Here is a 25,664-nt window from a genome sequence, read left to right as displayed (position 1 = left end):
TTTCATCCCCGTTAGCCGACATAAGAAAGAAACGCCGCGCCCCTTCGGGCGCGGCGTTTTGTCATCTGAGTGATGCATTTTTTGGCATCGTATATCTCAATGTGTGTGCTTACTGTCGTGAAAATCCCTGTATTTTCGTGAATTTGTTGAGTGGTTTGGTTGCAAAATGTAAGCCGACATTGATTCTGATGACCAATAGCGATAATCTTACGGCTTCACCCACCAGAACGGGCCGGTAGCGCAAAGCCGCGCCGGGCGACAGCTAGCTATGACAATGGCACGTTGGCTTCACCGGAGCATCGTGGCACTGACTGCGGCGGGAAGTGTCTTTCTGGGGGCTAACGCTGTGGCGCGCGAAACCGCGCCATACGTCACGGATCAAACAGCAACGGTCTCCGTTGCCGAGTTACCTCGCGAAGCGCAGCGCACGCTGACGCTGATTGCCCAGGGCGGGCCGTTTCCCTATGCCAAAGATGGCATCACGTTCGGGAACTACGAAAAGCGCCTGCCCAAAATGCCGCGTGGCTATTACCATGAATATACGGTGCCGACTCCCGGTGCCCGCAATAGAGGTGCCAGGCGCATCATCTGTGGCGGTAACCAACGTGCGGTCGAGCTGTGTTACTACACCCAAGACCACTACAACAGCTTTAGACGAATAAGGGAATGACAGCAGTATGAGTGAGCCGGTTTTTGCACAAGAACGCGGGAAAGATCTTATGGCAGATCCATTCGGTGCGGGCGAGGGCAACTTGTTCAAGCAGGTGCTGGGCCTGCATGCTGTCGCGCGGGCCGGCCATCGCCGTAGCCTATCGGAAGAGGGAGATATGAGTCTTTTCCAGGCCGTGAGGCCGAACATCGTGCAGTCGATCCGTGCATTCCGCGTGCCGGAACTGGCGGCAGAGGCCGAGCGGCTCGGACAGCACTTCCTCTATGCCAATTGTTCGCATGCACAAAGCAAGGCGGAAGTGCTGGAGACGATCGCCACATCGTTCCTGTTCCCGAAGCATTTCGGAAAGAACTACGACGCGTTGCATGATTGTCTGACCGATCTGGTTGCCCATTGCGGGCCGCAACCCGGGTTCGTCGTCGTGCTGGAAGGCTTGCCGGTCGTCACAAAGTTCGACAAGGATGGCCGCGAGACGCTGCTGGAAGTGTTCCGCGATACCGCCGAATTCTGGAGCGAGCGTCGCGTGAGCTTCCGCGTTTTCTACTCGTTTGCCTGAGGCTCACGTATCGTCTGACGCGAAACTTCCGTGAAAATCGCTTTTGACGCGAGTAACGGTTGGCTTTTCGTGGTTCCGGTAGATGACAAAGCGCAAGAAAAAAGGTCCGCACTGCGGACCTTTTTTCATTTCCAGTCGTTCGTCGTAAATCAGCTGGTGTGGTTGCCACCGAGGAACTGCTGGGCCAGCGACGCCAGATCCAGCGAGCCTTGCGGCAGCGAGCCGTTCGGCGTCAACTGATTGACGACCTTGGGCAGCAGATCCGACAACTCCTGCGCCGCTTCGCTTTCCGAAACACCCGCCGAACTTGCCAGTTGCTGCAACTGGCCGCCTGGGCCGAGCGCTTGCGTGACCTGATCGGCGCTCACTGCCTGATTGGCACCCGTGCCGACCCAGGAGTTCACCGCTTCGCCCAAGCCACCCTGGTTCAGAACTTGCGCGAGTCCGCCCAATCCGCCGAGCTGTCCCAGCAGACCGCCCTCCGGCGCTCCCGGCGCACCCGCCGCCGGCGACTGCGCGCCGCCGAGTAGTCCGCCCAGCAAACCGCCCAGACCGCCCGCCCCACCGGCGCCGCCTGCCGCGCCGCCACCGAGCATGCCGCCAAGGGCGCCGCCGAGGCCGCCGAGCAAACCACCGCCTTCACCACCTTGACCTTGAGCGCCACCCGAGCGGCTGGCAATCATCGCCAGCAATCCCATCAGCAACATGGTCTTCGTACTGAAACCGCCGCCACCGGCCTGATTGCCGGACCCACCACCGAGAATGCTGTCGAGGATACCCATGACGATTACTCCTTAAGGCTTGCGAGGCCGTTTTCTCGAATCATCGATGCTTACCATCCGCCCCAGCGAGCAGCCAACGCAGCGAGGGCTGCCATGCCCGCCGTTTCGGTCCGAAGAATGCGTTCACCAAGACGGATGGCCGAAAATCCGGCCTGCCGTGCGAGCGCTTCCTCCTGAGGTGCCAGCCCACCTTCGGGGCCGAAGAGCAGTACGCCAGGCGCGGACGGCGCGTCCAGCGGCAGCGAATCGAATCCGCTGTCTGCTCTAGGTGACAATAGCACACGCCATCCGTCACTCTTTATGACATCCCTGTCACCGAGCCACGCCGTGATCGGACGGATCGGCAGCACCTTCGGCACTCGATTTCGTCCGCACTGTTCGCACGCGGCTTGCACGAGCGCTTGCCAGTGCGCGACGCGTTTGGCGGCACGCTCGCCGTCAAGGCGAATGACCGAACGCTCCGTCGCGAGCGGTTGAATTTCCGTCACGCCGAGTTCGATGGCTTTCTCGATGAGCCAGTCCATCTTGTCGCCGCCAGCGATGCCTTGCGCTAGCGTAATGCGATAGGGTGGCTCGGCTTCACGGCGGTCGTGCTCACCGAGTTGCGCCGTCGCGTGGCGCTTTTCCAGCGTCGTCAGTACTGCCGGATATTCGCCACCCGTGCCATTGAATAGCGTGAGCGTATCGCCTGTCTTCAGACGCAGGACCTGGACGTGGCGAACGACCGTGTCCGGAAGGTCGAGGAGGGCACCGGCATGCAGCGGTGCATCGATGAAAAAACGAGGCATTCGGTCGAGAAGGCGTGGGTGAGGAGGAGGGTTAGCGTGGCCGCCGGTGTTGGCGTCGGGGACAGAAGCATACCCCAACGTGTTCCGACGCCTGACACTGGGGCGTGCAAGCGTCTCTTCAACTGCGAGGCGCAACGGGCCGGGCGAAGCCCCACCGGTAACCGTCCGGGTCCTCCAGCTGACAGAAGCGATCGCCCCAGAACTGGTCGCTCGGCGGCATCAGTCCCTTGGCACCTGCGGCGGTCGCACGTGCGTAAAGCGCGTCGACATCTTCCGTGTAGACGTAGAAGCTCTGCGGCGCTTCAACGCCCGAGGTGCGCGGCGTGCGCGCGGTCGTCGCGAATGCGCCTTCGGGGGCGAACATGAGGATCAGTTGCCCCTGATAGAACATTTCGACGTGCATGACAGCGCCGTCGTCGTCCACCATGTCATGCACGGAAAAGCCGAAGGCCTGCTCGTAGAACGTGGCGGACGCGCGCGCATCGCGAACGGTCAGATACGGCGTGAGCCACGGCACGTGGGAGGGGCGGGGATCGGACATGGGTCTGCTCCGTTGGGGCCGTCGGTGAGCGAAATCGATGGGGGTCCGACGGTCTTGGCAAGTTCCCAATATACAAGGAACGCGTATTCGCTTCATCCGTTGCACTCGACAACGCGCCGGATTACGCCTGATCGGTGCTGTAACGAGTCACAGTGCCAGGCATTACACGCCGATGTGGCCGAGGATAGCGCTTAACTCCGGCGGGATTTCGAAGAGCGTGGCGTGACGGGCAGGCGAATAGTGGCGCACGCCTTGGAGCGCCGTTGACGACGGATTCATCGTTAGCGCGTCGAAATCGCTCGCTGTGAGTGAATCGCTGGCAATCGCAAGTGCCCATTGCGTGCCGTACAGCGGCACATAGGCGGTCATCGGCAAGACGCAGGCGAACACCGAATGTAGCGCGTCGAGCATGCGACGCACTTGCGCACCCTCGAACCACGGCGCACCCAGTTGCAGGGCGATGCCCCCGCGTGGGCCAAGCAAGTCGCGGACTTTCGCGAAGAATGCCGCATCGTGCAGCGACGCCGCATCGCCGTCGGCTTCCGTCAGATCGAAGACGACGGCGTCGAAGTGTTCGTCGCGTGCCAGAGCAGCATCGACAAGATCTCGTGCGTCGCCGATGACGAGCGTGGTGCGGGGGTCGTCGAATGCGCCGTTGGCCAGCGCGGGCATGTGTCGAAGGATTGCGGCAGGCACTTGCGCGTCGAGTTCGGCAATGACCACTTCCCGCACACTGGCATGCCTCAGCGCTTCGCGCGCAGAGCCGCCGTCCCCGCCGCCGAGGATCAGCACGCGTTGTGCGTTGCCATGCGCGAGCAGCAGCGGATGCACCATGCACTCATGGCAGATGTGGGCGTCGGCCAGCGACGCCATGAAGCGGCCGTCAAGCCGATACGCTCGCCCGAGTTCGCCGAACGCAGGCAAATCCACGATCTCGATGTGCTGATGGAGTGACGTCGTGGCGTACACCGGCGTCGCAGCGAACGTATAGCCTGCCCACGGCCCGAGCGGTGCCTCGTAAGACGTTGTCAGCTTGGCTGGCGAGGCCGTCGGGGTGTCGGATTGGCTGGCGGAGGTGTCGTGTTTTTCGGGCATTGGCAAGACAACTTCCTCTAATTTGTGGCGATCACATCACTTCTTCGCATGATTCCACGTTCCCGCCGGTTGAGGAAGTTCGCCGTGAACGACCCGGGAAGGGGGCGATTCTGGTAAAATCTTGGTCTTTTCCTGCATTTGAATTTCGCGCGGCAGCTCGCGGCAACGGGGCACGCCCGCTCTTCCGGCTGGTCACCATGACGAACTCCTCTCCTGATACGGCTGCGCTGATGGCCTCTGCTATTCGCGTCCTTTCCATGGATGCGGTCCAACAGGCCAACTCCGGTCACCCTGGCGCGCCCATGGGCATGGCCGATATCGCGGTCGCTCTGTGGGGCCGCCATCTCAAGCACAACCCTACCAATCCGCATTGGGCCGACCGCGATCGCTTCGTGCTGTCGAACGGTCACGGCTCGATGCTGATCTACTCGTTGTTGCATCTGACGGGTTACGATCTGCCGATCGAAGAGCTCAAGCACTTCCGCCAACTGCACAGCAAGACGCCGGGGCACCCGGAAGTGGGCATCACGCCGGGCGTAGAGACGACCACGGGGCCGCTGGGTCAGGGCATCACGAATGCTGTCGGTTTCGCACTCGCCGAAGCGCTGCTCGCCAAGGAATTCAACCGTCCGGGCAACGACATCGTCGATCACTATACGTACGCGTTCCTCGGCGACGGTTGCCTGATGGAAGGCATTTCGCACGAAGCCTGCTCGCTCGCGGGTACGCTGCGTCTGAACAAGCTCATCGCACTGTACGACGACAACGGCATCTCGATCGATGGCGACGTCGAATACTGGTTTGCCGACGATACGCCGAAGCGTTTCGAAGCCTATGGCTGGAACGTGATTCGCGGTATCGACGGTCATAACGCCGATGCGGTCGACGCGGCCATCGCGCAGGCCAAGAAGTCCGACCGTCCGACGCTGATCTGCTGCAAGACGCTGATCGGCAAGGGCGCACCGAACAAGGAAGGCGGTCACGACGTGCACGGCGCGCCGCTGGGTGCCGACGAAATCGCCGCGACGCGCGCAGCGCTCGGCTGGAATCTGCCGCCGTTCGAAGTGCCGGCCGACGTCTATGCCGCATGGGACGCCAAGGCGGCCGGTCAGCAGGCCGAAGCCGCGTGGAACGAGCGTTTCGCCGCTTATCGTAGCGAGTTCCCGGCGGAAGCTGCCGAGTTCGAGCGCCGCATGAAGGGCGAACTGCCCGGTGACTTCAAGGCGGCCGCTACCGCCCTCATCGCCAAGACCAACGAAAAGGCCGAGACGGTGGCAACGCGTAAGGCGTCGCAACTCGCCATCGAAGGGCTCGCCGCGGTGCTGCCGGAATTCCTGGGCGGCTCGGCCGACCTGACCGGCTCGAACCTCACGAACTGGAAGGCCAGCAAGGCGGTGCGCGCCAATGCGGACGGCGTGCAGTTCGGCAATCACATCAACTACGGTGTGCGCGAGTTCGGTATGAGCGCCATCATGAACGGCATTGCGCTGCACGGCGGTTACATCCCGTTCGGCGGCACGTTCCTGACGTTCTCCGACTACAGCCGCAATGCGCTGCGTATGGCGGCGCTCATGAAGCTGCGTTCGATCTTCGTGTTCACGCACGATTCGATCGGTCTGGGCGAAGACGGCCCGACGCACCAGTCGATCGAGCATGTTTCGAGCCTGCGCCTGATTCCGCAAATGGATCTGTGGCGTCCGTGCGATACGACGGAAACGGCGGCGGCTTGGGTGGCGGCGGTGGAGCGTCACGACGGTCCGTCGAGCCTGGTGCTGAGCCGTCAGAACTTGCCGTTCGTCTCGCGCAGCGATGCGCAGATCGCCGATATCCGTCGTGGCGGCTACGTGCTGCGCGACGTGGCCAATCCGCAGATCATTCTGATCGCGACAGGCTCGGAAATGGATCTGGCGCTCAAGGGCGCGGAAGCATTGGCAGCCGAAGGGATTGCCGCACGTGTCGTGTCCATGCCGTCGACCAATGTGTTCGATCGTCAGGACAAGGCCTACCGCGAGAGCGTGCTGCTGCGCGGCGTGCCGCGTGTGGCCGTGGAAGCCGGTGTGACGGCGTTCTGGCATAAGTACGTCGGCCTGGAAGGCGGCGTGGTCGGCATCGATACCTTTGGCGAGTCGGCTCCGGCCGGCGTGCTGTTCAAACACTTCGGCTTCACCGTCGACCATGTGGTCGCGACGGCAAAGTCCGTGCTTGGCTGATTTCGTTAGACCTTACGGAGATACCCCCATGACCATTCGCGTCGCTATTAACGGCTACGGCCGTATCGGCCGCAACGTACTGCGTGCCCACTACGAAGGTGGCAAGAAGCACGACATCGAAATCGTTGCCATCAACGATCTCGGCAATGCACAGACGAACGCCCACCTCACGCAATACGACACGGCGCACGGTAAGTTCCCGGGCACGGTGTCGGTCGATGGCGACTTCATGATCGTCAACGGCGACAAGATCCGCGTGCTGGCCAACCGCAACCCGGCCGAACTGCCGTGGGGCGAGCTGAACGTCGACGTCGTGCTCGAGTGCACCGGTTTCTTCACCACGAAGGAAAAGGCCAGCGCTCACCTGAAGGGCGGCGCGAAGAAGGTCATCATCTCGGCCCCGGGTGGCAAGGATGTGGACGCAACGGTCGTGTTCGGCGTGAACGAAGGCGTGCTCAAGTCGACCGACACGGTCATCTCGAACGCTTCGTGCACCACGAACTGCCTGGCACCGCTGGTCAAGCCGCTGCACGACAAGATCGGTCTGGAAACGGGCCTGATGACGACCGTTCACGCTTACACGAACGACCAGGTGCTGACGGACGTCTATCACGAAGACCTGCGTCGCGCCCGTTCGGCCACGATGAGCATGATCCCGACGAAGACGGGTGCAGCTTCCGCCGTCGGCCTGGTGCTGCCGGAACTGAACGGCAAGCTCGACGGCTACGCCATTCGCGTCCCGACGATCAACGTGTCGATCGTTGACCTGTCGTTCATCGCCAAGCGCGACACGACGGTCGACGAAGTCAACGCGATCCTGAAGGAAGCCGCCGAAGGCCCGCTGAAGGCCATCGCTACGTACAACACGGCACCGCTGGTGTCGGTCGACTTCAACCACAACCCGGCGTCGTCGAACTTCGACGGCACGCTGACGAAGGTATCGGGTCGCCTGGTGAAGGTCAGTTCGTGGTACGACAACGAGTGGGGCTTCTCGAACCGCATGCTCGACACGACCGTCGCGCTGATGGCTGCGAAGTAATCGCCGCGAAAGCTGTCTCAGAAGTCAAAAAAGCCGCTGTCGAGAGACAGCGGCTTTTTTATTGTGAGCGGATGAATCGGAACTGCGCGATCGTATCTCGCCTGTCAGGCGCTGCGTGCGCGCGACTTGCGGGTCAGTCCGATAATCACGCCGACGAGTGCGCCGAACACGAGGCCGGCACCACCGAAATACAGCTTGCGCGGGAATGCGGCGTTCTGCCCGATCTGCACCTCGCTTACGACACGCGTGTTGTACGACTGATCCGGTGCGAGCAATTGCGAGACACGGTAGCGGCTTTCGTTCAGTGTGGCGCGCTCCGTTCGGCTGTTCTGCAAGGCGCCCAGTGCCATCACCGAATCGGTATTCTTCGAGCGTGCCAGCGCAGCGCTCAGTTGTTCCTGGGCCTTGGTGTTTGACTCGATGGCGGCATCGATGACACTCAACTGCTGCTTCGGCAGGGCGCGGGCGCGCTCCAGGATCGCAGCGTGTTCCGTTTCGATGCGGTGCGTCGCGGCCGTGAGAACCTGCTCTGCCTGCTCAGGTGAAGTCCCGCGCGCTGAGATTTCCATATACGCGGTGCCCTGAATCGGGCGCGCTTTCAAGGCGTTCCATGCCACCGTCTTACGCAGTTCTTCGACATTGCCCTGCAGTTGCGGCATGACCTCGGACGTCACCTTGTCGCGGAACGTGCTCAATTGCACCCGCCCCACGGTTTGCTGAATCGACTCGATAAGGGGACCATCCGGACCCGCGACCGGCGAGCCGGCGGCGCGACCGATTTGCAGCGTGACCTTGCCTTCCCATTGCTTGTGAAAGGCAAAGGTACTGCCGATGCCGATTGCAGCGCCGACCACGGCAACGCCAACAATGACTGCTAGATTGTGGCGAATGAAGCCGAGAACATCTGCGAACGTAATCTCGTCTACGTCGTTCTGTGCCATGTCGTTGGGGATTTCTTCGTTAGTCATAGGGGCCAGGCTTAAGTGCGGTCCCGCGAAGACGCTATCTGCGCCTCAACGTATCTTACGGGGGATGGTTATTGTAGACGATGCTCGCCGACGCAGGAATCAACCCGGCGGCCGAAGATGTGGGAAATCCCTGAATGCCTTCGTGCGAAGGCATTCTGACAGCTATATTTTTAATTTTTTTGACGGTGGGGGCACGGGTCCTTCGTGCAACTGCCGTACATTGCGAGTGAGTGCTCCTGGAGTGCGAAACCGCGCTCCTTCGCGATCAACTTCTGACGGCGTTCGATCTCGGCATCGAAGAATTCCTCGACGCGTCCGCAGTCCATGCACACGAGGTGATCGTGGTGATGGCCTTCGTTGAGTTCAAAAACGGCCTTGCCGGATTCAAAGTTGCTGCGCGACAATAGCCCGGCTTGCTCGAACTGGGTCAGGACACGGTAAACCGTGGCCAGGCCGATATCGAGATTTTCGCCGAGCAGATGACGATATACGTCTTCAGCGGTCAAGTGGCGCACCTCACTGTTCTGGAAGATCTCCAGAATCTTGAGGCGCGGAAGCGTGGCTTTCAGTCCGATATTTTTCAAATCGGCGGGATTCGGCATCGCTCTACGTCCCTAGAGTACAATACAGCCCCAATAATAATGCCTTTTTGCCTTGCCCGGGCGCAAACCGTGGCAAACGGGACGGTTGTGCCGTCAACGGGGGCGATGTGGCGGCGCGCCCGGCGTGCCGGATTCAAGTTCGATCTTTTTGAAAGCGAGTCAGATTTGCGTCGTTATCTCTCCCTTCCGTTGTCCGTCTGCGCAGCCGCGGCATTCCTTGCTCTGGCTGGCTGCTCGACGTATGACAGCATGACCGATAAAGTTATCGGCGTGGTCACGCCGTATCGAATCAACATCGTTCAAGGCAACTTCGTCTCGAAGGAAGCCTATGAGCAGCTCAAGGCCGGTATGACGCGCGATCAAGTGCGCCAACTGCTCGGCACGCCGCTGCTCGCCGACATCTTCCATGCGAATCGCTGGGATTACGTCTTCTACTTCAAACGCGGCAACGCGTCGGTCGTTCAGGAACGTCACCTGAAGGTGTACTTCGAAGGCGACACGCTGGCCCGTTGGGAAGGCGGCGAAAATCTGCCGACCGAGTACCAACTGGTGCAGGAAATCGATGGACAGAAGGGCAAGGCCGTGAAGACGGAAGCGCCTGCACCGTCGACGGCGAGCGCCGCGGCTGCCGAAGCCGCCGCACCGTCGCCGGACGCAGCAGCAGCGGCACCGACCGCAGCCCCTGCACCGACCGATGTGGCGACCGTTTCGACGGACGCTGCTGCCAACGTCGCGGCCGCAGCCAAGCCTGCACCGACGGCGCAACCGAGCGCCCCGGCGCCGCGCGCCAGTACGTCGAGCTCGGCCGGCACGGGACTGGTTCCGTCGCCTCGCGTGACCTCCGGTGGCGGTCTGTTCTCGACGCCCCAGTAAGCGGCTGAAAGCCGGTAGAAAGACGACGAAAGACTCACCATGATGAAGATTGCGATTGCAGGGGCCTCCGGCCGTATGGGCCGGATGCTGATCGAAACCGTGCTCGCGGCAGACGACGCCGAGCTGGTCGGCGCACTCGACCGTGAAGGCAGTCCGGCGCTCGGTATCGACGCTGGCGCGTTCCTCGGCCGCGACACCGGCGTGAAGATCACTGCCGATCTCGACGCCGCTCTGGCCAATGCCGAATACCTGATCGACTTTACGCGCCCTGAAGGCACGCTGATGCACCTGGCGGCCGCGCAAAAGCACGGCGTGAAGATGATCGTCGGCACGACCGGTTTCTCGGAAGAAGACAAGGCACTTCTGGCTAAGGGTGCAGAACAGGTCGCCGTCGTGTTCGCGCCGAACATGAGCGTGGGCGTGAATGCCACGTTCAAGCTGCTCGAAATCGCCGCGAAGATCCTGAATACGGGCTACGACATCGAGATCATCGAAGCCCATCACCGTCACAAGGTCGATGCCCCGTCGGGTACGGCGCTGCGCATGGGCGAAGTGGTGGCTGAAGCGCTGGGCCGCGATCTGAAGGAATGTGCGATTTACGGCCGTGAAGGCGTGACCGGCGAACGCGATCCTTCGACGATCGGTTTCGCAACGGTGCGCGGCGGCGATATCGTCGGCGATCATACGGTGCTGTTCGCCGGGATCGGCGAGCGTATCGAAATCACGCACAAGTCGTCGAGCCGCCTGTCGTATGCGCAAGGTTCGCTGCGTGCGGCGCGTTTCCTCGCACAGCACAAGACCGGCCTGTTCGACATGCAGGACGTGCTGGGCCTACGCTGATCGGCATAGGTTCCACGGGGCGGCCAGCGGTGCTGGCCTGAGCGCGCAAAGGGCGTCAGGTTGTACAGCTCAGGCACCGAAGGCCGGTCCCGGATGCCGCCATCGCGGCGCGCTCCACCGGCGGTCGTACGACAGACCCGCCGGATCGGAAGCGAAAGTGACGCAAAGGTCACATCCCCTCGCCAACGTCACGCCGAATCCACTTCCGGCGGCGTTATAATCATCGTTTTCCCCGGATCTGCCCCATATTTCCTGCGTACCGCGCATCCCGATGACGCGTGCCAGCCGGGCCGACACCGAGCCGAATCCTATCCGCCGACCCATCATGCAAGAAAAATACGTTCCCGCCGACGTCGAAGCCTCCGCCCAGTCACACTGGCAGGCGATCGATGCCTACAAGACCACCGAGCGCGCGGACAAACAGAAATTCTATTGCGTCTCGATGCTGCCGTATCCGTCGGGCAAGCTGCATATGGGTCACGTGCGCAACTACACCATCAACGACGTGATGTACCGTCAGATGCGCATGCGCGGCTATAACGTGCTGATGCCGATGGGTTGGGATGCGTTCGGCATGCCGGCGGAAAACGCGGCCATGGCCAACGGCGTGCCGCCGGCTAAGTGGACGTACGACAACATCGACTACATGAAGAAGCAGATGCAGGCGATGGGTCTCGCGATCGACTGGTCGCGCGAAGTCGCCACCTGCAAGCCTGAGTATTACCGCTGGAACCAGTGGCTGTTCCTCAAGATGCTGGAGAAGGGCGTCGTCTATCTGAAGACGGGCACCGTGAACTGGGATCCGATCGATCAGACGGTGCTCGCCAACGAGCAGGTGATCGACGGCCGAGGCTGGCGTTCGGGCGCGCTCGTCGAGAAGCGCGAAATCCCGATGTATTACATGCGCATCACCGAGTACGCCGACGAACTGCTCGGCGACCTGGACGACCTCGGCTGGCCCGAGCGCGTAAAGGTGATGCAACAGAACTGGATCGGCAAGAGCTTCGGCGTGAACTTCGGCTTCCCGTACGAACTCGACGGCGAGCAAAAGCTGCTGCGCGTGTTCACCACGCGTGCCGATACGATCATGGGCGTGACCTTCGCCGCAATCGCGGCCGAGCACCCGCTGGCGACCCGTCTGGCGGCAGATCGCCCCGACTTGCAGGCATTCATCGCCGAGTGCAAGCAGGGGGGCGTGGCCGAGGCCGACATCGCCACGATGGAAAAGAAAGGCATGCCGACGGGCTTCTTCGTCACGCACCCGCTCACCGGCGACAAGGTCGAGGTCTGGATCGGCAACTACGTGCTGATGGGCTACGGCGAAGGCGCTGTGATGGGCGTGCCGGCGCATGACGAGCGCGACTTCGCGTTCGCCCGCAAGTACAACCTGCCGATCAAACAGGTCGTCGCCGTGGACGGCGAGACGTATTCGACCGACGCCTGGCAAGCCTGGTACGGCGAGAAAGAAGGCACGCTGATCAACAGCGGCAAGTACGACGGTCTGGCCTTTGCGGCCGCCATCGACGCCATCGCTGCCGACCTCAAGGCGAAGGACGCTGGCGACAAGCAAGTGACGTTCCGCCTGCGCGACTGGGGCATCTCGCGTCAGCGCTACTGGGGCACGCCGATCCCGATCATCCACTGCGACACCTGCGGCGCTGTGCCGGTCCCGGAAAAAGACCTGCCGGTCGTGCTGCCGGAAGACCTCGTGCCGGACGGCACCGGCAACCCGCTCGCCAAGTCCGAAGCGTTCCTCAAGTGCGATTGCCCGAAGTGTGGCAAGCCTGCGCGTCGTGAGACGGACACGATGGACACGTTCGTGGATTCGTCGTGGTACTTCTCGCGCTACGCCTGCCCGGACGCAGAGACCATGGTCGACGAGCGCACCAACTACTGGATGCCGATGGATCAGTACATCGGCGGTATCGAGCACGCGATTCTGCACTTGCTCTACTCGCGCTTCTGGACCAAGGTCATGCGCGATCTGGGCCTCGTGAGCTTCAAGGAACCGGCGCAGAACCTGCTTACGCAGGGCATGGTGCTCAACGAAACGTTCTACCGTGAAGACACGTCGGGCAAGAAGACGTGGTTCAACCCGCTCGACGTTCAGGTGCAGTTCGACGACAAGGGGCGCCCGGCGGGTGCTACGTCGAAGGCCGATGGCGCAGACGTGACGCTCGGCGGCATCGAGAAGATGTCGAAGTCGAAGAACAACGGTGTGGATCCGCAGTCGCTCATCGATCAGTACGGTGCCGATACGGCGCGTCTGTTCGTGATGTTCGCGGCCCCGCCGGAGCAGCAACTCGAATGGTCGGGTGCGGGTGTGGAAGGCGCGAGCCGCTTCCTGCGTCGTCTGTGGGGCTTCGGTCAGTCGCAAGCGGCGTTGCTGCGTCAGACGGATGCTGCCATCGATACGGCCAACCCGGCTGCTCAGGCGCTGCGTCTCGAGATTCACAGCGTGCTCAAGCAGGCCAACTACGACTACCAGCGCGTGCAGTACAACACCGTGGTGTCGGCAGCCATGAAGATGCTTAACGCGATTGAGAGCGACAAGGGCGCAGCGGGTGCCGGTGCGGTGCGCGAGTGCTACGGCATTCTGCTGCGCGTGCTGTACCCGGTGGTGCCGCACGTTACGCACGGTCTGTGGGTCGAACTGGGCTACGCCGCACAGTCCGGCGACCTGCTCGACACGTCGTGGCCGGAAGTCGACGAGGCCGCCCTGGTGCAGGACGAAATCGAACTCGTGCTGCAAGTAGCGGGCAAGGTGCGCGGCGCGGTGCGCGTGGCGAAGGATGCTTCGCGCGAAGCCATCGAACTGGCCGCGCTCGCACACGAAATGACCGCTAAGTTCGGCGAAGGCAAGCCGGTGAAGAAGGTCATCGTCGTGCCGGGCCGTCTGGTGAACGTGGTGGTCTGAGCGCGATCAGAGAGTGCGGGGGCGGCGGTTGCCGCCTCCAGTCGGTTGATGACGTTTGGTGAGAAGAGGGCACATCACGTGCAAATGACATCCGGGCAACGAGGCGTCGGTATGACGCGCAGGATTTTCGGTTGGATCGCGCTGCTGGGTTGCGCACTGACGTTGTCGGCGTGTGGCTTCCAGCTGCGCGGCGCGAGCGAGTACGCATTCCATCGCCTGTACATTTCGGGCGGCGGCATGATGGCCATCGATATCTCGCGCTACATCCGTTATGGCAGCAAGGGCACGGTCGTTGTGACCAATCCTGCGGATGCGGATGCCCGTCTGGAAATCGTGAACGTCACGAACTCGCGTACGGCGGTCAGTCTGGATGCGAACGGTCAGGCGCGTGAGTACGAAATGCGCAGTGCCTACACCTTCCAACTGGTGACGCCTGATGGCCGACCGATCATTCCGCTCAACACGATTCGCCTGGTGCGCAATCTGCCATACAGCGACAACGAAACGACCGCACGCGACACCGAGGCAGCGCTGCTCAATCGTGACATGCAAAAGGACGCCGTCGATCAGATCATCCGTCGCATGGAAGCTGTGACGTCCATGCCGGACGTGAAGCCGGAAGAGTAAATCCCGGGCCGCCTGATCGATCAGGCACATTCAGGAAAGCCACACCGCCGCCATGCAATTGCGCCCCGACGCGCTCGACGCGCACCTCGCCAAGACGCTCTCGCCGATCTACACGATCTACGGCGATGAGAGCCTGCTCGTGCAGGAGGCGGTGGACCGCGTGCGTGCGGCGGCGCGTGCTGGGGGCTATACCGAGCGCGACGTACTCAGCGTCGAGCGCAGCTTCGATTGGGGCGCACTCGCCAACGCGGGACAGTCGATGTCGCTGTTCGGCGACAAAAAGCTCATCGAATTGCGCATCCCCGGCGGCAAGCCGGGCAAGGACGGGGGGGCGGCGCTCAAGGCGCACGCCGACGCGGCCAACGGCGATGTGCTGACCATCATTACACTGCCCCGGCTCGACGCCACGGCAAGCAAATCCGATTGGTTCACGTCTCTCGACCGGGCCGGTGTGACGGTCAAGATCGATCCGGTCGATCGTGCACGTTTACCGGACTGGATTGCACAGCGACTTTCCGCACAGGGCCAACGGGTCGAAGCCGGTGAGCCGGGACGACGCGTCCTGCAATTCATCGCCGACCGCGTCGAAGGTAATCTGCTCGCGGCGCATCAAGAAATTCAGAAGCTCGGCTTGCTGTACCCGGCGGGCGCGCTCGCGTTCGAACAGGTGCAGGATGCCGTGCTCAATGTGGCGCGCTACGACGTCTTCAAGCTCAGTGAAGCGGTGCTCTCGGGCGATGTTGCGCGGCTGGTGCGCATGCTCGACGGGCTGCGCGGAGAAGGCGAGGCCGCGCCGCTCGTGCTGTGGGCGCTCACCGAAGAGGTGCGCACGCTCGCCAAGATCACACGTGGCATGGCGACGGGCAAACCGCTTGCCATGCTGCTGCGCGAATACCGTGTCTGGGGCCCGCGCGAGCGGTTGATGGAGCAGGCCGTGGGTCGCGTCACCGCACCGATGCTCGCACAAGCCCTGCAACTCGCGGCGCGTCTGGATCGTCAGGTCAAAGGCCTGCGCGCTGAAGGTCTGCCGAGCGATCCGTGGGACGGCATGCTGCAACTCGGCCTGCTGCTCGCTGGTGAGCGACCGCCGGTGGCGCGCGCCACTCGCGCCGCGCGCCCAGCACACGCCTAACATCGCTCAACGCGTCCGGTCACGGCGGCAATGCCGCTCACCGCGCCCGGCATCCCGACATCACGATATCCCGAATTCTCAGAACCACGATATGGACATCAAAGCCTACATGCAATCGTTGGGCCAGCGCGCCCGCGAAGCATCGCGCGCCATGGCGCGTGCCGACACTGCCGCTAAGAACCGCGCCTTGCTCGCCATTGCCGACGCCATCGAACGCGACAGGGCGAAATTGCAGGACGTGAACCGTCGCGACCTCGAACGCGCGCGTGCCAATGGCCAGGACGCTGCCTTCATCGACCGTCTCACGCTGTCGGACAAGGCGCTTCGCACGATGATCGAAGGCCTGCGCCAGATTGCCGGACTGTCCGATCCCATCGGCGAGATCAGCAACGTGCGCGTGCAACCGAGCGGTATTCAGGTCGGTCAGATGCGCGTGCCGCTGGGCGTGATCGGCATCATTTACGAGTCGCGTCCAAACGTCACCATCGACGCTGCGGCGCTGTGCCTCAAGTCGGGCAACGCCACCATTCTGCGCGGCGGCTCGGAAGCGATTGAAAGCAACACGGCGCTGGCGGCGCTTATCGCAGAAGCGCTCGCTTCCACGGGCCTGCCCGGCGACGCCGTGCAAGTCGTGAGCACGCCGGACCGCGCTGCCGTGGGTGAGCTCATCACCATGACCGAGTATGTCGACGTGATCGTGCCGCGCGGTGGCAAGAGCCTGATCGCGCGCCTGATGCAGGACGCGCGCGTGCCGATGATCAAGCACCTCGACGGCATCTGCCACGTCTATGTCGACGGCCGCGCCGATCCGGTCAAAGCACTGGCGATCTGCGAGAACGCCAAGACGCATCGCTACGGCACGTGCAACACGATGGAGACGTTGCTCGTCGATCAGCAGGCCATCGATCAACTGCCTGCCATCGCCCGCATGTTCCAGAGCAAGCAGGTCGAGCTGCGCGGTTGCGAACGTACGCTCGCCGCACTGACCGCAGCCGGTGTAAGCGGTGCGATCGCTGCGACCGAGGAAGACTGGTCGACGGAATATCTCGCACCCGTGCTCGCGATCAAGATCGTCGACGGCATGGCACCCGCCATCGCCCACATCAACCGTTACGGCTCGCACCACACCGACGCCATCGTGACGGAGAACTACACCGACGCCATGCAGTTCCTGCGCGAGGTCGATTCGGCGAGCGTGATGATCAACGCCAGCACGCGTTTTGCCGACGGTTTCGAGTTCGGTCTGGGGGCGGAGATCGGCATCTCGAACGACAAGCTGCACGCACGCGGCCCGGTCGGTCTCGAAGGACTGACGAGTCTGAAGTACGTCGTGTTCGGACACGGCGAAGTGCGTCAATGATCGTGAACGAAGGCGTAGACGCATGAAACTGCAAGCACTCGGCCCGGCCGATTTTCTGAAGATGCCTTGGAAGAATGGTCAGGGCGTGACGACGGAACTGGCGGTGGCGCGTCGCCCCGGCGAAGACGGCTTCGACTGGCGTATCAGCACCGCCACGGTCGCCGTGCCAGGACCGTTCTCGGTGTTCGCTGGCATCGACCGGTCGCTCGCGATTGTTCGCGGCGGCACGCTCACGCTCAACGTTGAAGGACTTCCGGACGTCACACTGACGACGCGCACTGCACCGTACGCTTTCGGCGGAGAACTCGCGGTGAGCAGTACGCCCGCGCTTGAGGCGGACGGCGTGCCCATCGACGACTTCAACGTCATGACGCGACGCGACGGCTGGCAGCACGCGCTGACGCAACATCGTCTCGAAGGCGGTGCGCTGACGTGGACGCTGCCCGCAACGACTGACGCGCTCGCGTTCCTCTACTGCGCGCACGGACAGGTGCGTGTGACATTCCACGACGGCCAGACGTTGACCGTCGGTGCGGGCAATGCGCTGCGCATCGACGATGTAGACGCGGGTGCCAACGTTTGCGAACTGGTCGCGGACGCCACCTCGGCGGATGTCTTCCTGACAACCCTCGCCCGTCGCTAATCCTCGTCAGCGGCCTGTGCGTCGAGGTGTCGACCCACAGGCCTATACGCTGGCGTCTCCCTCCGCCATCCCCATCTCGACCGGCCTCAGGTCAAACCCGATTTTTTTCCGCGCAGTAAAACGGCATACTTCGACGTAATTCACATATAAATCGAAGTTCCACCCATGAAACGACGAAACGATCATCCTGCGCGAGGCGGGGCGCGATGGATCCGCTAAGCGACGTACTGAGCGATTTGCGCGCGGACGCGGTCGTCACCGGCCGCTTCACGTTCGGTGCGCCGTGGTCGCTGCGCAAACCGGCGCTCGACGGCGCACCGTTTCGCATGGCGATGGGGGAGCCGTTTTATCTGATCGTGGCGGGCATGACACCGGTGCGTGTCGAGCCGGGTGACTGTGTGCTGCTGCCGCACGGGCATGAGCATGTGATGTGTTCGTCGCTGGATGAACCGCCGGTGGTCTTCGAGGAGATGATGTCGGCGCAGGGTATCGAGCCGCGTCTGGACACGCCGTTGGCGTTCCGTGCGGGCGGCGACGGCCTTGTCAGCGATCTCTACACCGGCGTGGTGATGTTCCGCGACCGGGTGCGCAATCCGCTGCTGGCGTCGCTGCCGCCCCTGATCCATATTCGCGCAGGCGACCCGGCCGTGCCCGCGTTGCTCACGAACACCATTGCCGGATTTATCGAAGCGTCGATGCAGCGCGGCGCGGGATGGCGCGTGGTCGTCGCGCGCCTGGCCGACGTCTTGTTCGTGCAAATCCTGCGGGCGTATCTCGAAGCCTGCGGCAGTGCCAGCACCCACTGGCTGCGCGGCATGACCGATCCGCAACTGGGACGCGCCATCGCGTCCATGCACGAAGCACCGCAGCGCCCGTGGACGGTCGAGCAACTTGCCGCCATCGCGGGTATGTCGCGCTCGAAGTTCTGTCTGCGCTTTCGCGATCTCGTCGGCGAATCGCCGATGACCTACCTCACGACCCATCGCATGTACCTGGCGGCGGAGCGCCTATCGGGCGCCAGCGCGCGGATCTCCGATGTCGCGGAGGCCGTCGGCTACGCCTCGGAGAAGGCGTTCACACGCGCCTTTCGCCGCTGCTACGGCCTGCCGCCGCGCGAGTACCTTCGCAGCTGCGAGCTGGGTCACTAAGCCACAGTAGTCCCTTCCTCCCTTTGATGCGCCCCGTCGCGCGCGCCGTCTGCGTGCGGGATGCGTGACGTCTGAATGCGGCTGACGGCAGCCTTAGTTCGACGACAGCCTTAGTTCGACGGCAGCCCAAGGGTTTTCCCGTCTCTGGACGAACGGCATCCTTTTCGGGCCGGGCGGCCGTTGTCCGGCAATTTCCTCGTTGTGAGAATTCATTCGCCATCTGCCGGTGCTGCGCAATTGACCGCCGCACGCGGCAGTCACAACGGGAGAGTCAATGGAATTCCAACTCAACGGGCGGCCTTTCGTCTTCGACGGCGAGGACGACACGCCTTTGCTGTGGGTCATCCGCGATGCAGCGGGGCTGACCGGAACGAAGTACGGATGCGGCATCGGGGCGTGCGGCGCGTGCACGGTGCACCTTGAAGGCGTGGCCACGCGCACGTGCGTGCTGCCGATCTCGGCCGTTGCAGGTAAGCGCATCACGACCATCGAAGCGTTGTCGCCCGCGCGCTCGCATCCGATCCAGCAGGCGTGGATCGCCAAAGACGTGCCGCAGTGTGGCTATTGCCAGTCCGGCATGGTGATGGCGGCCGCCGCACTGCTCGACAAGCATCCGCATCCCACCGACGCGCAGATCGACGAGGCGATGACCAACCTCTGCCGTTGCGCGACCTATCACCGTATCCGGGAGGCGATTCATGACGCAGCAAAACGCTGAGCGCACGGCATCCCCCGTGAACGACACCTCCGTCACGGCGCCTGCTTCGTCGTCGCGCCGTCAGTGGCTCAAGGGCATGTCGCTCGCCGCGGGCAGTCTGCTGATTCCGATTTCCGCGTCATGGCTGACAAGCCCCGAGGCCCGCGCTGCCGATGCGGCAGACGGCCATCTCGTCGAGATCAACGACTGGATTCGCATCGACGCCGACGGCACGACCGTGCTCGGACTCTCGCAGTGCGAAGTCGGGCAGGGCGTGTACACGGGCTTGCCGCAAGTGCTGGCGGACGAACTGGACGCAGACTGGCGACGCGTGCGTGTCGAGTTCGTGACCGCGCGCGACGCCTACCGCACGGCCGCCGCGAACGAAGCGTTGCAGCAGTTCGTGGGCGCATCGATGTCGGCGACGCTGTTCTACGAACGCCTGCGGATCGCCGGGGCGCAAGCGCGCGAGGCGCTTGTCGAGGTTGCAGCGCGCCGATTCGGCGTTCGCACGACCAACTGCGTCACGCGCGACGGTCGCGTGATGCATCCGCAGTCGGGCCGCTCGCTCGGCTATGGCGAACTGGTGGCAGCGGCGGCAAAGCAGCCTCTCAATCCGCATCCGCGTCTGAAGAACGAGGCCGCGCATTCGCTGATCGGTCGCGCGGTCGCTCGTCTCGATACGCCGTCGAAGGTCGACGGCTCGGCCGTCTTCGGCATCGACGTGAAGGTGCCGGACATGCTCGTCGGCGCCGTTCTCATGGCCCCGACCTCGGGCGGCACGCCGCTGTCCGTGCGCAATCGCGACGAGATCAAGGCGCGCAAAGGCGTGCACGATGTGGTGCTGGCGAAGGACGCCGTCATCGTCGTGGCTGACGATTACTGGCGCGCGAAGAAAGCCTGCGACGCACTCGACGTCGAATGGAAAGCCGGTCCCGCCGCCGACAGCACGACGATCATGGCGCAGCGTCGTGAGGCACTGGTCAAAGCGAAGGGCGGTGTCGCCACGAACATCGGGGACGCACCCGCACTGATCGCCGCAGGCGGCAAAGTGGTGACGGGCGAATATCACACGCCTTACATCGTCCACGCGACGATGGAGCCGGTGAACGCCACCGTGCACGTGCGTCGCGACAAAGGCGAGATCGAAGTGTGGGGCCCGATTCAGGGACAGGACAAAGTGCGCTGGGCGTTGGGCGGCATCTTCAAGCTGCCGCCGGAAAAGGTCACGGTCCATACGACGTTCCTCGGCGGTAGCTTCGGACGCAAGTACGTGCCCGACTTCGTGATTCATGCGGCCGTCGCGTCGGCGGCGGTGGGGCGTCCCGTCAAGGTGATCCGCTCGCGCGAGGACGATATCCGTCACGGCTTCTACCGGCCCTGCGCATCGGGACGCTTTCAGGCCGTGCTCGGCGATGACGGTCTGCCCAAAGCCATGCACCTGCGCGTGGCGGGGCAGTCGATGTACAACGTCATCAAGAAGGATCACTACGAGAAGGCGGGTTACGACGAGACCATGCTCGACGGACTCTACGACCTGGTCTACGCCGTGCCGAATCTGCGCGTCGAAGGCATCGACGTGCCGCAACCGAACATTCCCGTGAGCTTCATGCGCTCGGTCGGCTCGACGTCGAGCGTGTTCTTTCTCGAGAGCTTCATCGACGAGATGGCGGACGCGGCGGGCATCGAGTCGATTGAGTACCGCAAGCGTTTGCTGAAGCACGATCCGCTCGCCACACGTGTCGTCGAAGAGACGGAGAAGGCGGCCGGATGGCGGACGAAGGCGAAAGCGGGCGTGCATCGTGGCTTCGGCTACTGCACGTACACGGGACGCGGCGCAGCGTTCTCCACCTATGTCGCCGTCGCGGTAGAGCTGCGTGTCGTGGGCGATCGCTTCAAGGTCGAACGCGTGGTGTGCGGCGTCGATTGCGGTCGCGCGATCAATCCGAACCTCATTCGCGCGAACATCGAAGGCGGCATCGGCTTCGCGTTGACGAACACGTTCAAGAGTCAGATCACGTTCGCGAACGGTGGCGTCGAACAGAGCAACTTCGGCGACTACCCGCTGCTGTATCTCGTGGAGATGCCGAAAGTCGAGACAGTGATTCTGCCAAGTGATCGTCCGCCGCAGGGCTGTGGCGAAGTGTCGCTGCCGCCGATGGCACCGGCGGTCGCGCAGGCGATTCGTCGCGCGACGGGCGTGCGACCGCGCTCGATGCCACTGCCGCAAACGGTGACCGAAGCGCGCGCGCTGCGTCAGGTGGCCGCGGGTGACGATATCGGCAGCGGGCGAGGGGGGCAGGGGTAATGGACGGCGTCGATGCCGAGGTGCTGGACACCATCGCACGCTAGCAGTCGCAGGGCGACGACGTGTTGCTCGCGACCGTCGCCCGCACGTGGGGCTCGGCACCGCGACCGGTCGGCGCGATGATGGCGCTCACCCCGCGCGGACGCGTCGCCGGATCGGTCTCGGGCGGCTGCATCGAGGACGATCTGCTCGCGAAGGACGCGGGCGGCTTTCGCCCGGGATTGCGTCCGCATGTGCAGACGTACGGCCTGAGTGCCGATGAAGCGCACCGGTTCGGTCTGCCGTGCGGCGGCACGCTGGAACTCGTCATCGAATGTGTCACGCCGCGCAGTGAACTCGACGCCATGCGCTCCACCATCGCGGCCGGACGTCTCGGGGTTCGCGAACTGGATCTGCGCACCGGGCAGGCACGCGTGCGCGGCGTCGGTCAACCGGCGGCGTTCGCCTATACGTCAACGCGGCTGTCCGTTCCATTTGGGCCGCGCTGGCGAATCATCGTGATCGGCGATGGACAACTGACGCAACATCTGGTGCACATGGCGTTGCCGCTCGGCTACCAGATCGTGATCTGCGACCCGCGCGACATTCACGATGATCACGACTGCGCACACGAGACGCATCCTCATGTCACGCACACGAAGGAGATGCCGGACGATCTCATCGTGCGCCTGCGTCCCGACGGCAATACGGCCATCGTGGCACTCACGCACGATCCCAAGCTCGACGATATGGCGCTGCTCGAAGCGCTGAAGTCCGAGGCGTTCTATGTCGGTGCGATCGGCTCGCATCGCAATCAGGCGTCGCGGCGCGAGCGGCTGGCGATGTTCGATCTGACCACCACGCAGATCGAACGATTGTACGGGCCTGTCGGTTTGCCGCTCGGCTCGCGCACGCCGCCCGAGATTGCGCTGGCGATTCTGGCGCAGATGACGGCATTGCGTAATGGTGTCAGGCATGAAACCGAGGTGTGCTCGCGTGACAGGGCGGCGTGAGGGTGTGCCGTACTTGCAGTCGATGTTTTAAGTGTAATTAGTAGTCCAATATAAAAAAGGGAATGTCATGAAACGCAAGGTTTGGATGGCAATGGCACTGACGCTCGCGGCGGGCGGTGTCAAGGCGGACGGGTTGCAGATTTACGGGATTCTCGACAACAGCGTCGAATATCTCAGCAACGCCGGGGTCGGCGCGAACGGCAGCAAGCAGTCGGTCGTGCGCGCGAGCAACGGATCGCAGGTGCAGAACCGCTTCGGCTTCAAGGGATCGGAAGATCTCGGCGGCGGCCTCAAGGCCATCATGCAACTCGAGTCCGGCTTCAACCTCAACAATGGCGTGTTGCAGCAGGGCGGGCGGATGTTCGGCCGCCAGGCCTACGTGGGGTTGCAGAACGATTGGGGCGCGCTGACCGTTGGCCGTCAGAAGAATCTGATTTACGACGCGTTCCTCGAACTCGACCCGCTCGGTTACTACAGCTATGCGTTACCCGCACTCGACGCGCAGTTCGCGGGCAAGGCGGACAACTCGATCAAGTACGCAGGCAACTTCAATGGCTTCAAGGTCGCGGGGTTGTTCTCGACAGGCTACGACGCCACCATCGCCAACGGCGGACAGGTGCCGGGCGAGTGGCGCGTGGGTAAGGAATACAGCGTGTCGATGGGTTACGCCAACGGGCCGCTGAATGTCTCGCTCGTGTACGACCAGCAGCAAGGCACGGCCATCGCGACGCAGGGCAATACGACACAGCGCGTGGCCGCCGGTGCGAGTTACGCGATCGGCAACTTCAAACCCTACGTTGGTTATCAGTGGTATCTGAGCAATGTACCGGGGGTGACTGCGCGCAACGAGTTGTACTTCGCGGGGTTGCAGTATCGTCCGGTGACGGAAGTGATTCTCTCGGGCGCGATTTTCTACAACAACATCACGTCGACGAATCAACATCCGTATCTGCTGGCGGCGAACGCGGCCTATCTGCTGTCCAAGCGTACGCAGCTGTTTGCCGAAGTGGGATTCTCGCGTAACCAGAACGGCTCGAATCTGGGCGTGACCGGTTACGGCATGAGCATTGTGCCGGGCAGCAACCAGCTCGGCGTGGCGGTGGGGCTGTCGCATTACTTCTGATCCGACGCCCGCGGTGCAAAGAAAAAAGGACACCCGAGGGTGTCCTTTTTCGCATCGACGAATGCCCGGTGAGGGCATCGCGATTCGTGCTTAGTGACGGAAGTGGCGCGTGCCCGTCATCAGCATGGCGACGTTGCGCTCGTCGGCTGCGGCGATGACTTCGTCGTCACGCATCGAGCCGCCAGGGTGGATCACGCAGGTCGCGCCTGCATCGACCACCACATCCAGGCCGTCACGGAACGGGAAGAAGGCGTCCGACGCCACGGCCGAACCGTTCAGCGACAGACCGGCGTTTTGTGCCTTGATGCTGGCGATACGAGCCGAGTCCACACGGCTCATCTGACCGGCACCCACGCCCAGCGTCATGCCACCCGCGCAGAACACGATGGCGTTCGACTTGACGTACTTCGCCACGCGCCATGCGAACAGCAGGTCTTCCATTTCCTTTGGCGTCGGGTGACGCTTCGTGACCACGCGCAGTTCATGCGGTGCCACGTTCTTCGAATCGGTCGACTGGACGAGCAGGCCACCGCCCACACGCTTGAAGTCGTATTGGTTCACACCAGCGCCCATCGGCACTTCCAGCAGACGCACGTTCTGCTTGGCGGCGAACACTTGCTTGGCGGCGTCGGTGAACGACGGGGCGAGCAGCACTTCCACGAATTGCTTGGCGACGGCTTGCGCAGCCACTTCGTCGACTTCGCGGTTGAAAGCGATGATGCCGCCGAAGGCAGACGTCGGATCCGTCTGGAAAGCCTTGGCATACGCTTCGGCGGGCGACGCGGCCACGGCCACACCGCACGGGTTCGCGTGCTTGATGATGACGCAAGCCGGAGCTTCGAACGTCTTCACGCATTCCCACGCAGCGTCGGCGTCGGCGATGTTGTTGTACGACAGTTCCTTGCCCTGCAACTGACGGTAGTTCGCCAGCGCGCCTTCCGGCGTGATGATGTCACGGTAGAACGCGGCGCTCTGGTGCGGGTTCTCGCCGTAGCGCATGTCCTGAACTTTGGTGTACGCCAGGTTCAGCGTTGCCGGGTAGGCCGAGCGCTCGTCGTGACGCAGCGACTCGCCGAGGCTCGTCAGATAGTTCGTAATCGCGCCGTCGTACTGGGCGGTGTGAGCGAACACCTTGGTCGCCAGACGGAAGTTCGTGGTGTAACTGACGGTGTTGTTGTTCGCCTTCATTTCGTCGAGCACCACGGCGTAGTCGGCCGGGTCGACGATGACGGTGACGTCGCGATGGTTCTTCGCGGCCGAGCGCAGCATGGTCGGGCCGCCGATGTCGATGTTCTCGATGGCGTCTTCGAGCGAGCAGTCGTCTTTGGCAACGGTCTGAACGAACGGGTACAGGTTCACGACGAGCAGGTCGATCGTCGGAATGCCGTGCGTGTCGAGGGCCGCCATGTGCTCGGGCAGATCGCGACGCGCCAGAATGCCGCCGTGAACCTTCGGATGCAGCGTCTTCACGCGCCCGTCGAGCATTTCCGGGAAGCCGGTGTAGTCGGCCACTTCGGTCACTTTCAGACCGGCGTCAGCCAGCAATTTGGCGGTGCCGCCGGTGGAGAGAATCGACACGCCTTGGGCCGCGAGCGACTTGGCGAAGTCGACGATGCCGGTCTTGTCGGAGACGGAAATGAGAGCTTGCTTGATCATGACGGACGGTAGTGAAGCGGCAAAAACGGGCGGTTAATCACGGATTAGCACGGGTAGCGCAGATGGGCCGGGTCGGCCGGGGCAGCGGATGTTGCGC

General features: G+C 63.0%; 23 protein-coding genes and 1 pseudogene. 17 read left to right on the top strand and 7 right to left on the bottom strand.

Annotated features, from left to right (window positions below; genetic code table 11):
* The first annotated feature begins 274 nt into the window (after positions 1-274).
* Together ACIQWO_RS22550 and ACIQWO_RS22545 are read left to right on the top strand one after the other, a co-directional pair.
* A complete protein-coding gene (locus tag ACIQWO_RS22550) occupies positions 275-670 on the top strand; it encodes a ribonuclease domain-containing protein (protein ID WP_402829214.1) in 396 nt (131 codons plus the stop codon).
* A 7-nt stretch (positions 671-677) separates the two neighbouring features.
* Complete coding sequence (locus ACIQWO_RS22545; protein WP_039393221.1) at positions 678-1,226, top strand: barstar family protein; 549 nt, start codon at positions 678-680, stop codon at positions 1,224-1,226.
* Between the two features lie 149 nt (positions 1,227-1,375).
* On the opposite strand, the gene ACIQWO_RS22540 is transcribed toward ACIQWO_RS22545, so the two are convergent.
* From ACIQWO_RS22540 to ACIQWO_RS22525, 4 genes are all read right to left on the bottom strand, one after another.
* Complete coding sequence (locus ACIQWO_RS22540; protein WP_402829051.1) at positions 1,376-2,008, bottom strand: YidB family protein; 633 nt, start codon at positions 2,006-2,008, stop codon at positions 1,376-1,378.
* 50 nt (positions 2,009-2,058) lie between these two features.
* A complete protein-coding gene (locus ACIQWO_RS22535; RefSeq protein ID WP_402829049.1) occupies positions 2,059-2,796 on the bottom strand; it encodes a 16S rRNA (uracil(1498)-N(3))-methyltransferase in 738 nt (245 codons plus the stop codon).
* Positions 2,797-2,914: 118 nt separating this feature from the next.
* Positions 2,915-3,337 carry a glyoxalase/bleomycin resistance/extradiol dioxygenase family protein gene (locus ACIQWO_RS22530; protein ID WP_046289822.1) on the bottom strand — a complete coding sequence of 141 codons (423 nt, stop codon included), beginning with the start codon at positions 3,335-3,337 and terminating at the stop codon, positions 2,915-2,917.
* A 162-nt stretch (positions 3,338-3,499) separates the two neighbouring features.
* Entirely contained in the window at positions 3,500-4,432 is a 933-nt protein-coding gene (locus ACIQWO_RS22525) for a polyamine aminopropyltransferase (protein ID WP_402829047.1), read from the bottom strand.
* A 197-nt stretch (positions 4,433-4,629) separates the two neighbouring features.
* Between ACIQWO_RS22525 and tkt the strand changes: the two genes are divergently transcribed.
* Both tkt and gap read left to right on the top strand, forming a co-directional pair.
* Positions 4,630-6,642: a transketolase gene (tkt, locus tag ACIQWO_RS22520; protein WP_402829045.1), complete on the top strand. Its 2,013-nt coding sequence runs from the start codon at positions 4,630-4,632 to the stop codon at positions 6,640-6,642.
* A gap of 28 nt (positions 6,643-6,670) precedes the next feature.
* Entirely contained in the window at positions 6,671-7,681 is a 1,011-nt protein-coding gene (gene gap, locus ACIQWO_RS22515; protein WP_150666548.1) for a type I glyceraldehyde-3-phosphate dehydrogenase, read from the top strand.
* A gap of 104 nt (positions 7,682-7,785) precedes the next feature.
* On the opposite strand, the gene ACIQWO_RS22510 is transcribed toward gap, so the two are convergent.
* Together ACIQWO_RS22510 and fur are read right to left on the bottom strand one after the other, a co-directional pair.
* Complete coding sequence (locus tag ACIQWO_RS22510; RefSeq protein ID WP_402829042.1) at positions 7,786-8,649, bottom strand: hypothetical protein; 864 nt, start codon at positions 8,647-8,649, stop codon at positions 7,786-7,788.
* A gap of 170 nt (positions 8,650-8,819) precedes the next feature.
* Entirely contained in the window at positions 8,820-9,251 is a 432-nt protein-coding gene (gene fur, locus ACIQWO_RS22505; RefSeq protein ID WP_039393197.1) for a ferric iron uptake transcriptional regulator, read from the bottom strand.
* Between the two features lie 249 nt (positions 9,252-9,500).
* On the opposite strand from fur, the gene ACIQWO_RS22500 reads away from it, so the two are divergent.
* The 13 genes and pseudogenes from ACIQWO_RS22500 to ACIQWO_RS22440 all read left to right on the top strand — a co-directional run bounded on the left by ACIQWO_RS22500 (position 9,501) and on the right by ACIQWO_RS22440 (position 23,911).
* A complete protein-coding gene (locus ACIQWO_RS22500; RefSeq protein WP_402829039.1) occupies positions 9,501-10,124 on the top strand; it encodes an outer membrane protein assembly factor BamE in 624 nt (207 codons plus the stop codon).
* Positions 10,125-10,166: 42 nt separating this feature from the next.
* Complete coding sequence (gene dapB, locus ACIQWO_RS22495; RefSeq protein WP_039401415.1) at positions 10,167-10,964, top strand: 4-hydroxy-tetrahydrodipicolinate reductase; 798 nt, start codon at positions 10,167-10,169, stop codon at positions 10,962-10,964.
* Between the two features lie 325 nt (positions 10,965-11,289).
* Positions 11,290-13,881: a leucine--tRNA ligase gene (gene leuS, locus ACIQWO_RS22490; protein WP_402829037.1), complete on the top strand. Its 2,592-nt coding sequence runs from the start codon at positions 11,290-11,292 to the stop codon at positions 13,879-13,881.
* Between the two features lie 111 nt (positions 13,882-13,992).
* A complete protein-coding gene (gene lptE / locus ACIQWO_RS22485) occupies positions 13,993-14,508 on the top strand; it encodes an LPS assembly lipoprotein LptE (protein WP_402829035.1) in 516 nt (171 codons plus the stop codon).
* A 52-nt stretch (positions 14,509-14,560) separates the two neighbouring features.
* Positions 14,561-15,640, top strand: a complete 1,080-nt coding sequence (gene holA, locus ACIQWO_RS22480; RefSeq protein WP_402829033.1) for a DNA polymerase III subunit delta — start codon at positions 14,561-14,563, stop codon at positions 15,638-15,640.
* A gap of 91 nt (positions 15,641-15,731) precedes the next feature.
* The gene (locus ACIQWO_RS22475; RefSeq protein ID WP_402829031.1) at positions 15,732-17,000 is read left to right on the top strand and encodes a glutamate-5-semialdehyde dehydrogenase; all 1,269 of its coding nucleotides are present in this window, start codon (positions 15,732-15,734) and stop codon (positions 16,998-17,000) included.
* A gap of 22 nt (positions 17,001-17,022) precedes the next feature.
* Positions 17,023-17,643 (top strand): HutD family protein, encoded by a 621-nt coding sequence (locus ACIQWO_RS22470; protein ID WP_402829029.1) that lies wholly within the window; start codon positions 17,023-17,025, stop codon positions 17,641-17,643.
* Between the two features lie 206 nt (positions 17,644-17,849).
* Entirely contained in the window at positions 17,850-18,791 is a 942-nt protein-coding gene (locus ACIQWO_RS22465) for an AraC family transcriptional regulator (protein WP_402829027.1), read from the top strand.
* 274 nt (positions 18,792-19,065) lie between these two features.
* Positions 19,066-19,509, top strand: coding sequence for a (2Fe-2S)-binding protein (locus ACIQWO_RS22460; RefSeq protein ID WP_402829025.1), 444 nt, complete (start codon positions 19,066-19,068; stop codon positions 19,507-19,509).
* Between the two features lie 76 nt (positions 19,510-19,585).
* The gene (locus tag ACIQWO_RS22455; RefSeq protein ID WP_402829212.1) at positions 19,586-21,796 is read left to right on the top strand and encodes a molybdopterin cofactor-binding domain-containing protein; all 2,211 of its coding nucleotides are present in this window, start codon (positions 19,586-19,588) and stop codon (positions 21,794-21,796) included.
* A 59-nt stretch (positions 21,797-21,855) separates the two neighbouring features.
* A pseudogene (locus ACIQWO_RS22450) lies at positions 21,856-21,981 on the top strand (XdhC family protein); the annotation flags it as partial.
* 159 nt (positions 21,982-22,140) lie between these two features.
* A complete protein-coding gene (locus ACIQWO_RS22445; protein WP_402829210.1) occupies positions 22,141-22,788 on the top strand; it encodes an XdhC family protein in 648 nt (215 codons plus the stop codon).
* Positions 22,789-22,855: 67 nt separating this feature from the next.
* On the top strand, positions 22,856-23,911 hold the full coding sequence (locus ACIQWO_RS22440; protein ID WP_402829023.1) for a porin: 1,056 nt from the start codon (positions 22,856-22,858) through the stop codon (positions 23,909-23,911).
* A 90-nt stretch (positions 23,912-24,001) separates the two neighbouring features.
* Here ACIQWO_RS22440 and purH read toward each other — a convergent pair whose 3' ends face one another.
* Positions 24,002-25,567: a bifunctional phosphoribosylaminoimidazolecarboxamide formyltransferase/IMP cyclohydrolase gene (purH, locus tag ACIQWO_RS22435; protein ID WP_402829021.1), complete on the bottom strand. Its 1,566-nt coding sequence runs from the start codon at positions 25,565-25,567 to the stop codon at positions 24,002-24,004.
* Between the last annotated feature and the right edge of the window lie 97 nt (positions 25,568-25,664).

Origin of the sequence: Pandoraea sp. NPDC090278 (assembly GCF_044772185.1) — a bacterium.
Lineage (GTDB): Bacteria > Pseudomonadota > Gammaproteobacteria > Burkholderiales > Burkholderiaceae > Pandoraea.
Note: the sequence above shows the minus strand (reverse complement) of the source record. Positions and strands in the feature narration are given on the sequence as shown.

Bases quoted from the DNA above. Each gene is read 5' to 3' on its own strand.
- ACIQWO_RS22550 (WP_402829214.1), top strand. From the start codon at position 275: ATGGCACGTTGGCTTCACCGGAGCATCGTGGCACTGACTGCGGCGGGA.
- gap (WP_150666548.1), top strand. From the start codon at position 6,671: ATGACCATTCGCGTCGCTATTAACGGCTACGGCCGTATCGGCCGCAAC.
- dapB (WP_039401415.1), top strand. From the start codon at position 10,167: ATGAAGATTGCGATTGCAGGGGCCTCCGGCCGTATGGGCCGGATGCTG.
- ACIQWO_RS22545 (WP_039393221.1), top strand. From the start codon at position 678: ATGAGTGAGCCGGTTTTTGCACAAGAACGCGGGAAAGATCTTATGGCA.
- ACIQWO_RS22475 (WP_402829031.1), top strand. From the start codon at position 15,732: ATGGACATCAAAGCCTACATGCAATCGTTGGGCCAGCGCGCCCGCGAA.
- ACIQWO_RS22465 (WP_402829027.1), top strand. From the start codon at position 17,850: ATGGATCCGCTAAGCGACGTACTGAGCGATTTGCGCGCGGACGCGGTC.
- lptE (WP_402829035.1), top strand. From the start codon at position 13,993: ATGACGCGCAGGATTTTCGGTTGGATCGCGCTGCTGGGTTGCGCACTG.
- ACIQWO_RS22535 (WP_402829049.1), bottom strand. From the start codon at position 2,796: ATGCCTCGTTTTTTCATCGATGCACCGCTGCATGCCGGTGCCCTCCTC.
- ACIQWO_RS22440 (WP_402829023.1), top strand. From the start codon at position 22,856: ATGAAACGCAAGGTTTGGATGGCAATGGCACTGACGCTCGCGGCGGGC.
- ACIQWO_RS22500 (WP_402829039.1), top strand. From the start codon at position 9,501: ATGACCGATAAAGTTATCGGCGTGGTCACGCCGTATCGAATCAACATC.
- ACIQWO_RS22470 (WP_402829029.1), top strand. From the start codon at position 17,023: ATGAAACTGCAAGCACTCGGCCCGGCCGATTTTCTGAAGATGCCTTGG.
- ACIQWO_RS22525 (WP_402829047.1), bottom strand. From the start codon at position 4,432: ATGCCCGAAAAACACGACACCTCCGCCAGCCAATCCGACACCCCGACG.
- ACIQWO_RS22510 (WP_402829042.1), bottom strand. From the start codon at position 8,649: ATGACTAACGAAGAAATCCCCAACGACATGGCACAGAACGACGTAGAC.
- fur (WP_039393197.1), bottom strand. From the start codon at position 9,251: ATGCCGAATCCCGCCGATTTGAAAAATATCGGACTGAAAGCCACGCTT.
- tkt (WP_402829045.1), top strand. From the start codon at position 4,630: ATGACGAACTCCTCTCCTGATACGGCTGCGCTGATGGCCTCTGCTATT.
- leuS (WP_402829037.1), top strand. From the start codon at position 11,290: ATGCAAGAAAAATACGTTCCCGCCGACGTCGAAGCCTCCGCCCAGTCA.
- purH (WP_402829021.1), bottom strand. From the start codon at position 25,567: ATGATCAAGCAAGCTCTCATTTCCGTCTCCGACAAGACCGGCATCGTC.
- ACIQWO_RS22455 (WP_402829212.1), top strand. From the start codon at position 19,586: ATGTCGCTCGCCGCGGGCAGTCTGCTGATTCCGATTTCCGCGTCATGG.
- holA (WP_402829033.1), top strand. From the start codon at position 14,561: ATGCAATTGCGCCCCGACGCGCTCGACGCGCACCTCGCCAAGACGCTC.
- ACIQWO_RS22460 (WP_402829025.1), top strand. From the start codon at position 19,066: ATGGAATTCCAACTCAACGGGCGGCCTTTCGTCTTCGACGGCGAGGAC.
- ACIQWO_RS22540 (WP_402829051.1), bottom strand. From the start codon at position 2,008: ATGGGTATCCTCGACAGCATTCTCGGTGGTGGGTCCGGCAATCAGGCC.
- ACIQWO_RS22445 (WP_402829210.1), top strand. From the start codon at position 22,141: ATGCGCTCCACCATCGCGGCCGGACGTCTCGGGGTTCGCGAACTGGAT.
- ACIQWO_RS22530 (WP_046289822.1), bottom strand. From the start codon at position 3,337: ATGTCCGATCCCCGCCCCTCCCACGTGCCGTGGCTCACGCCGTATCTG.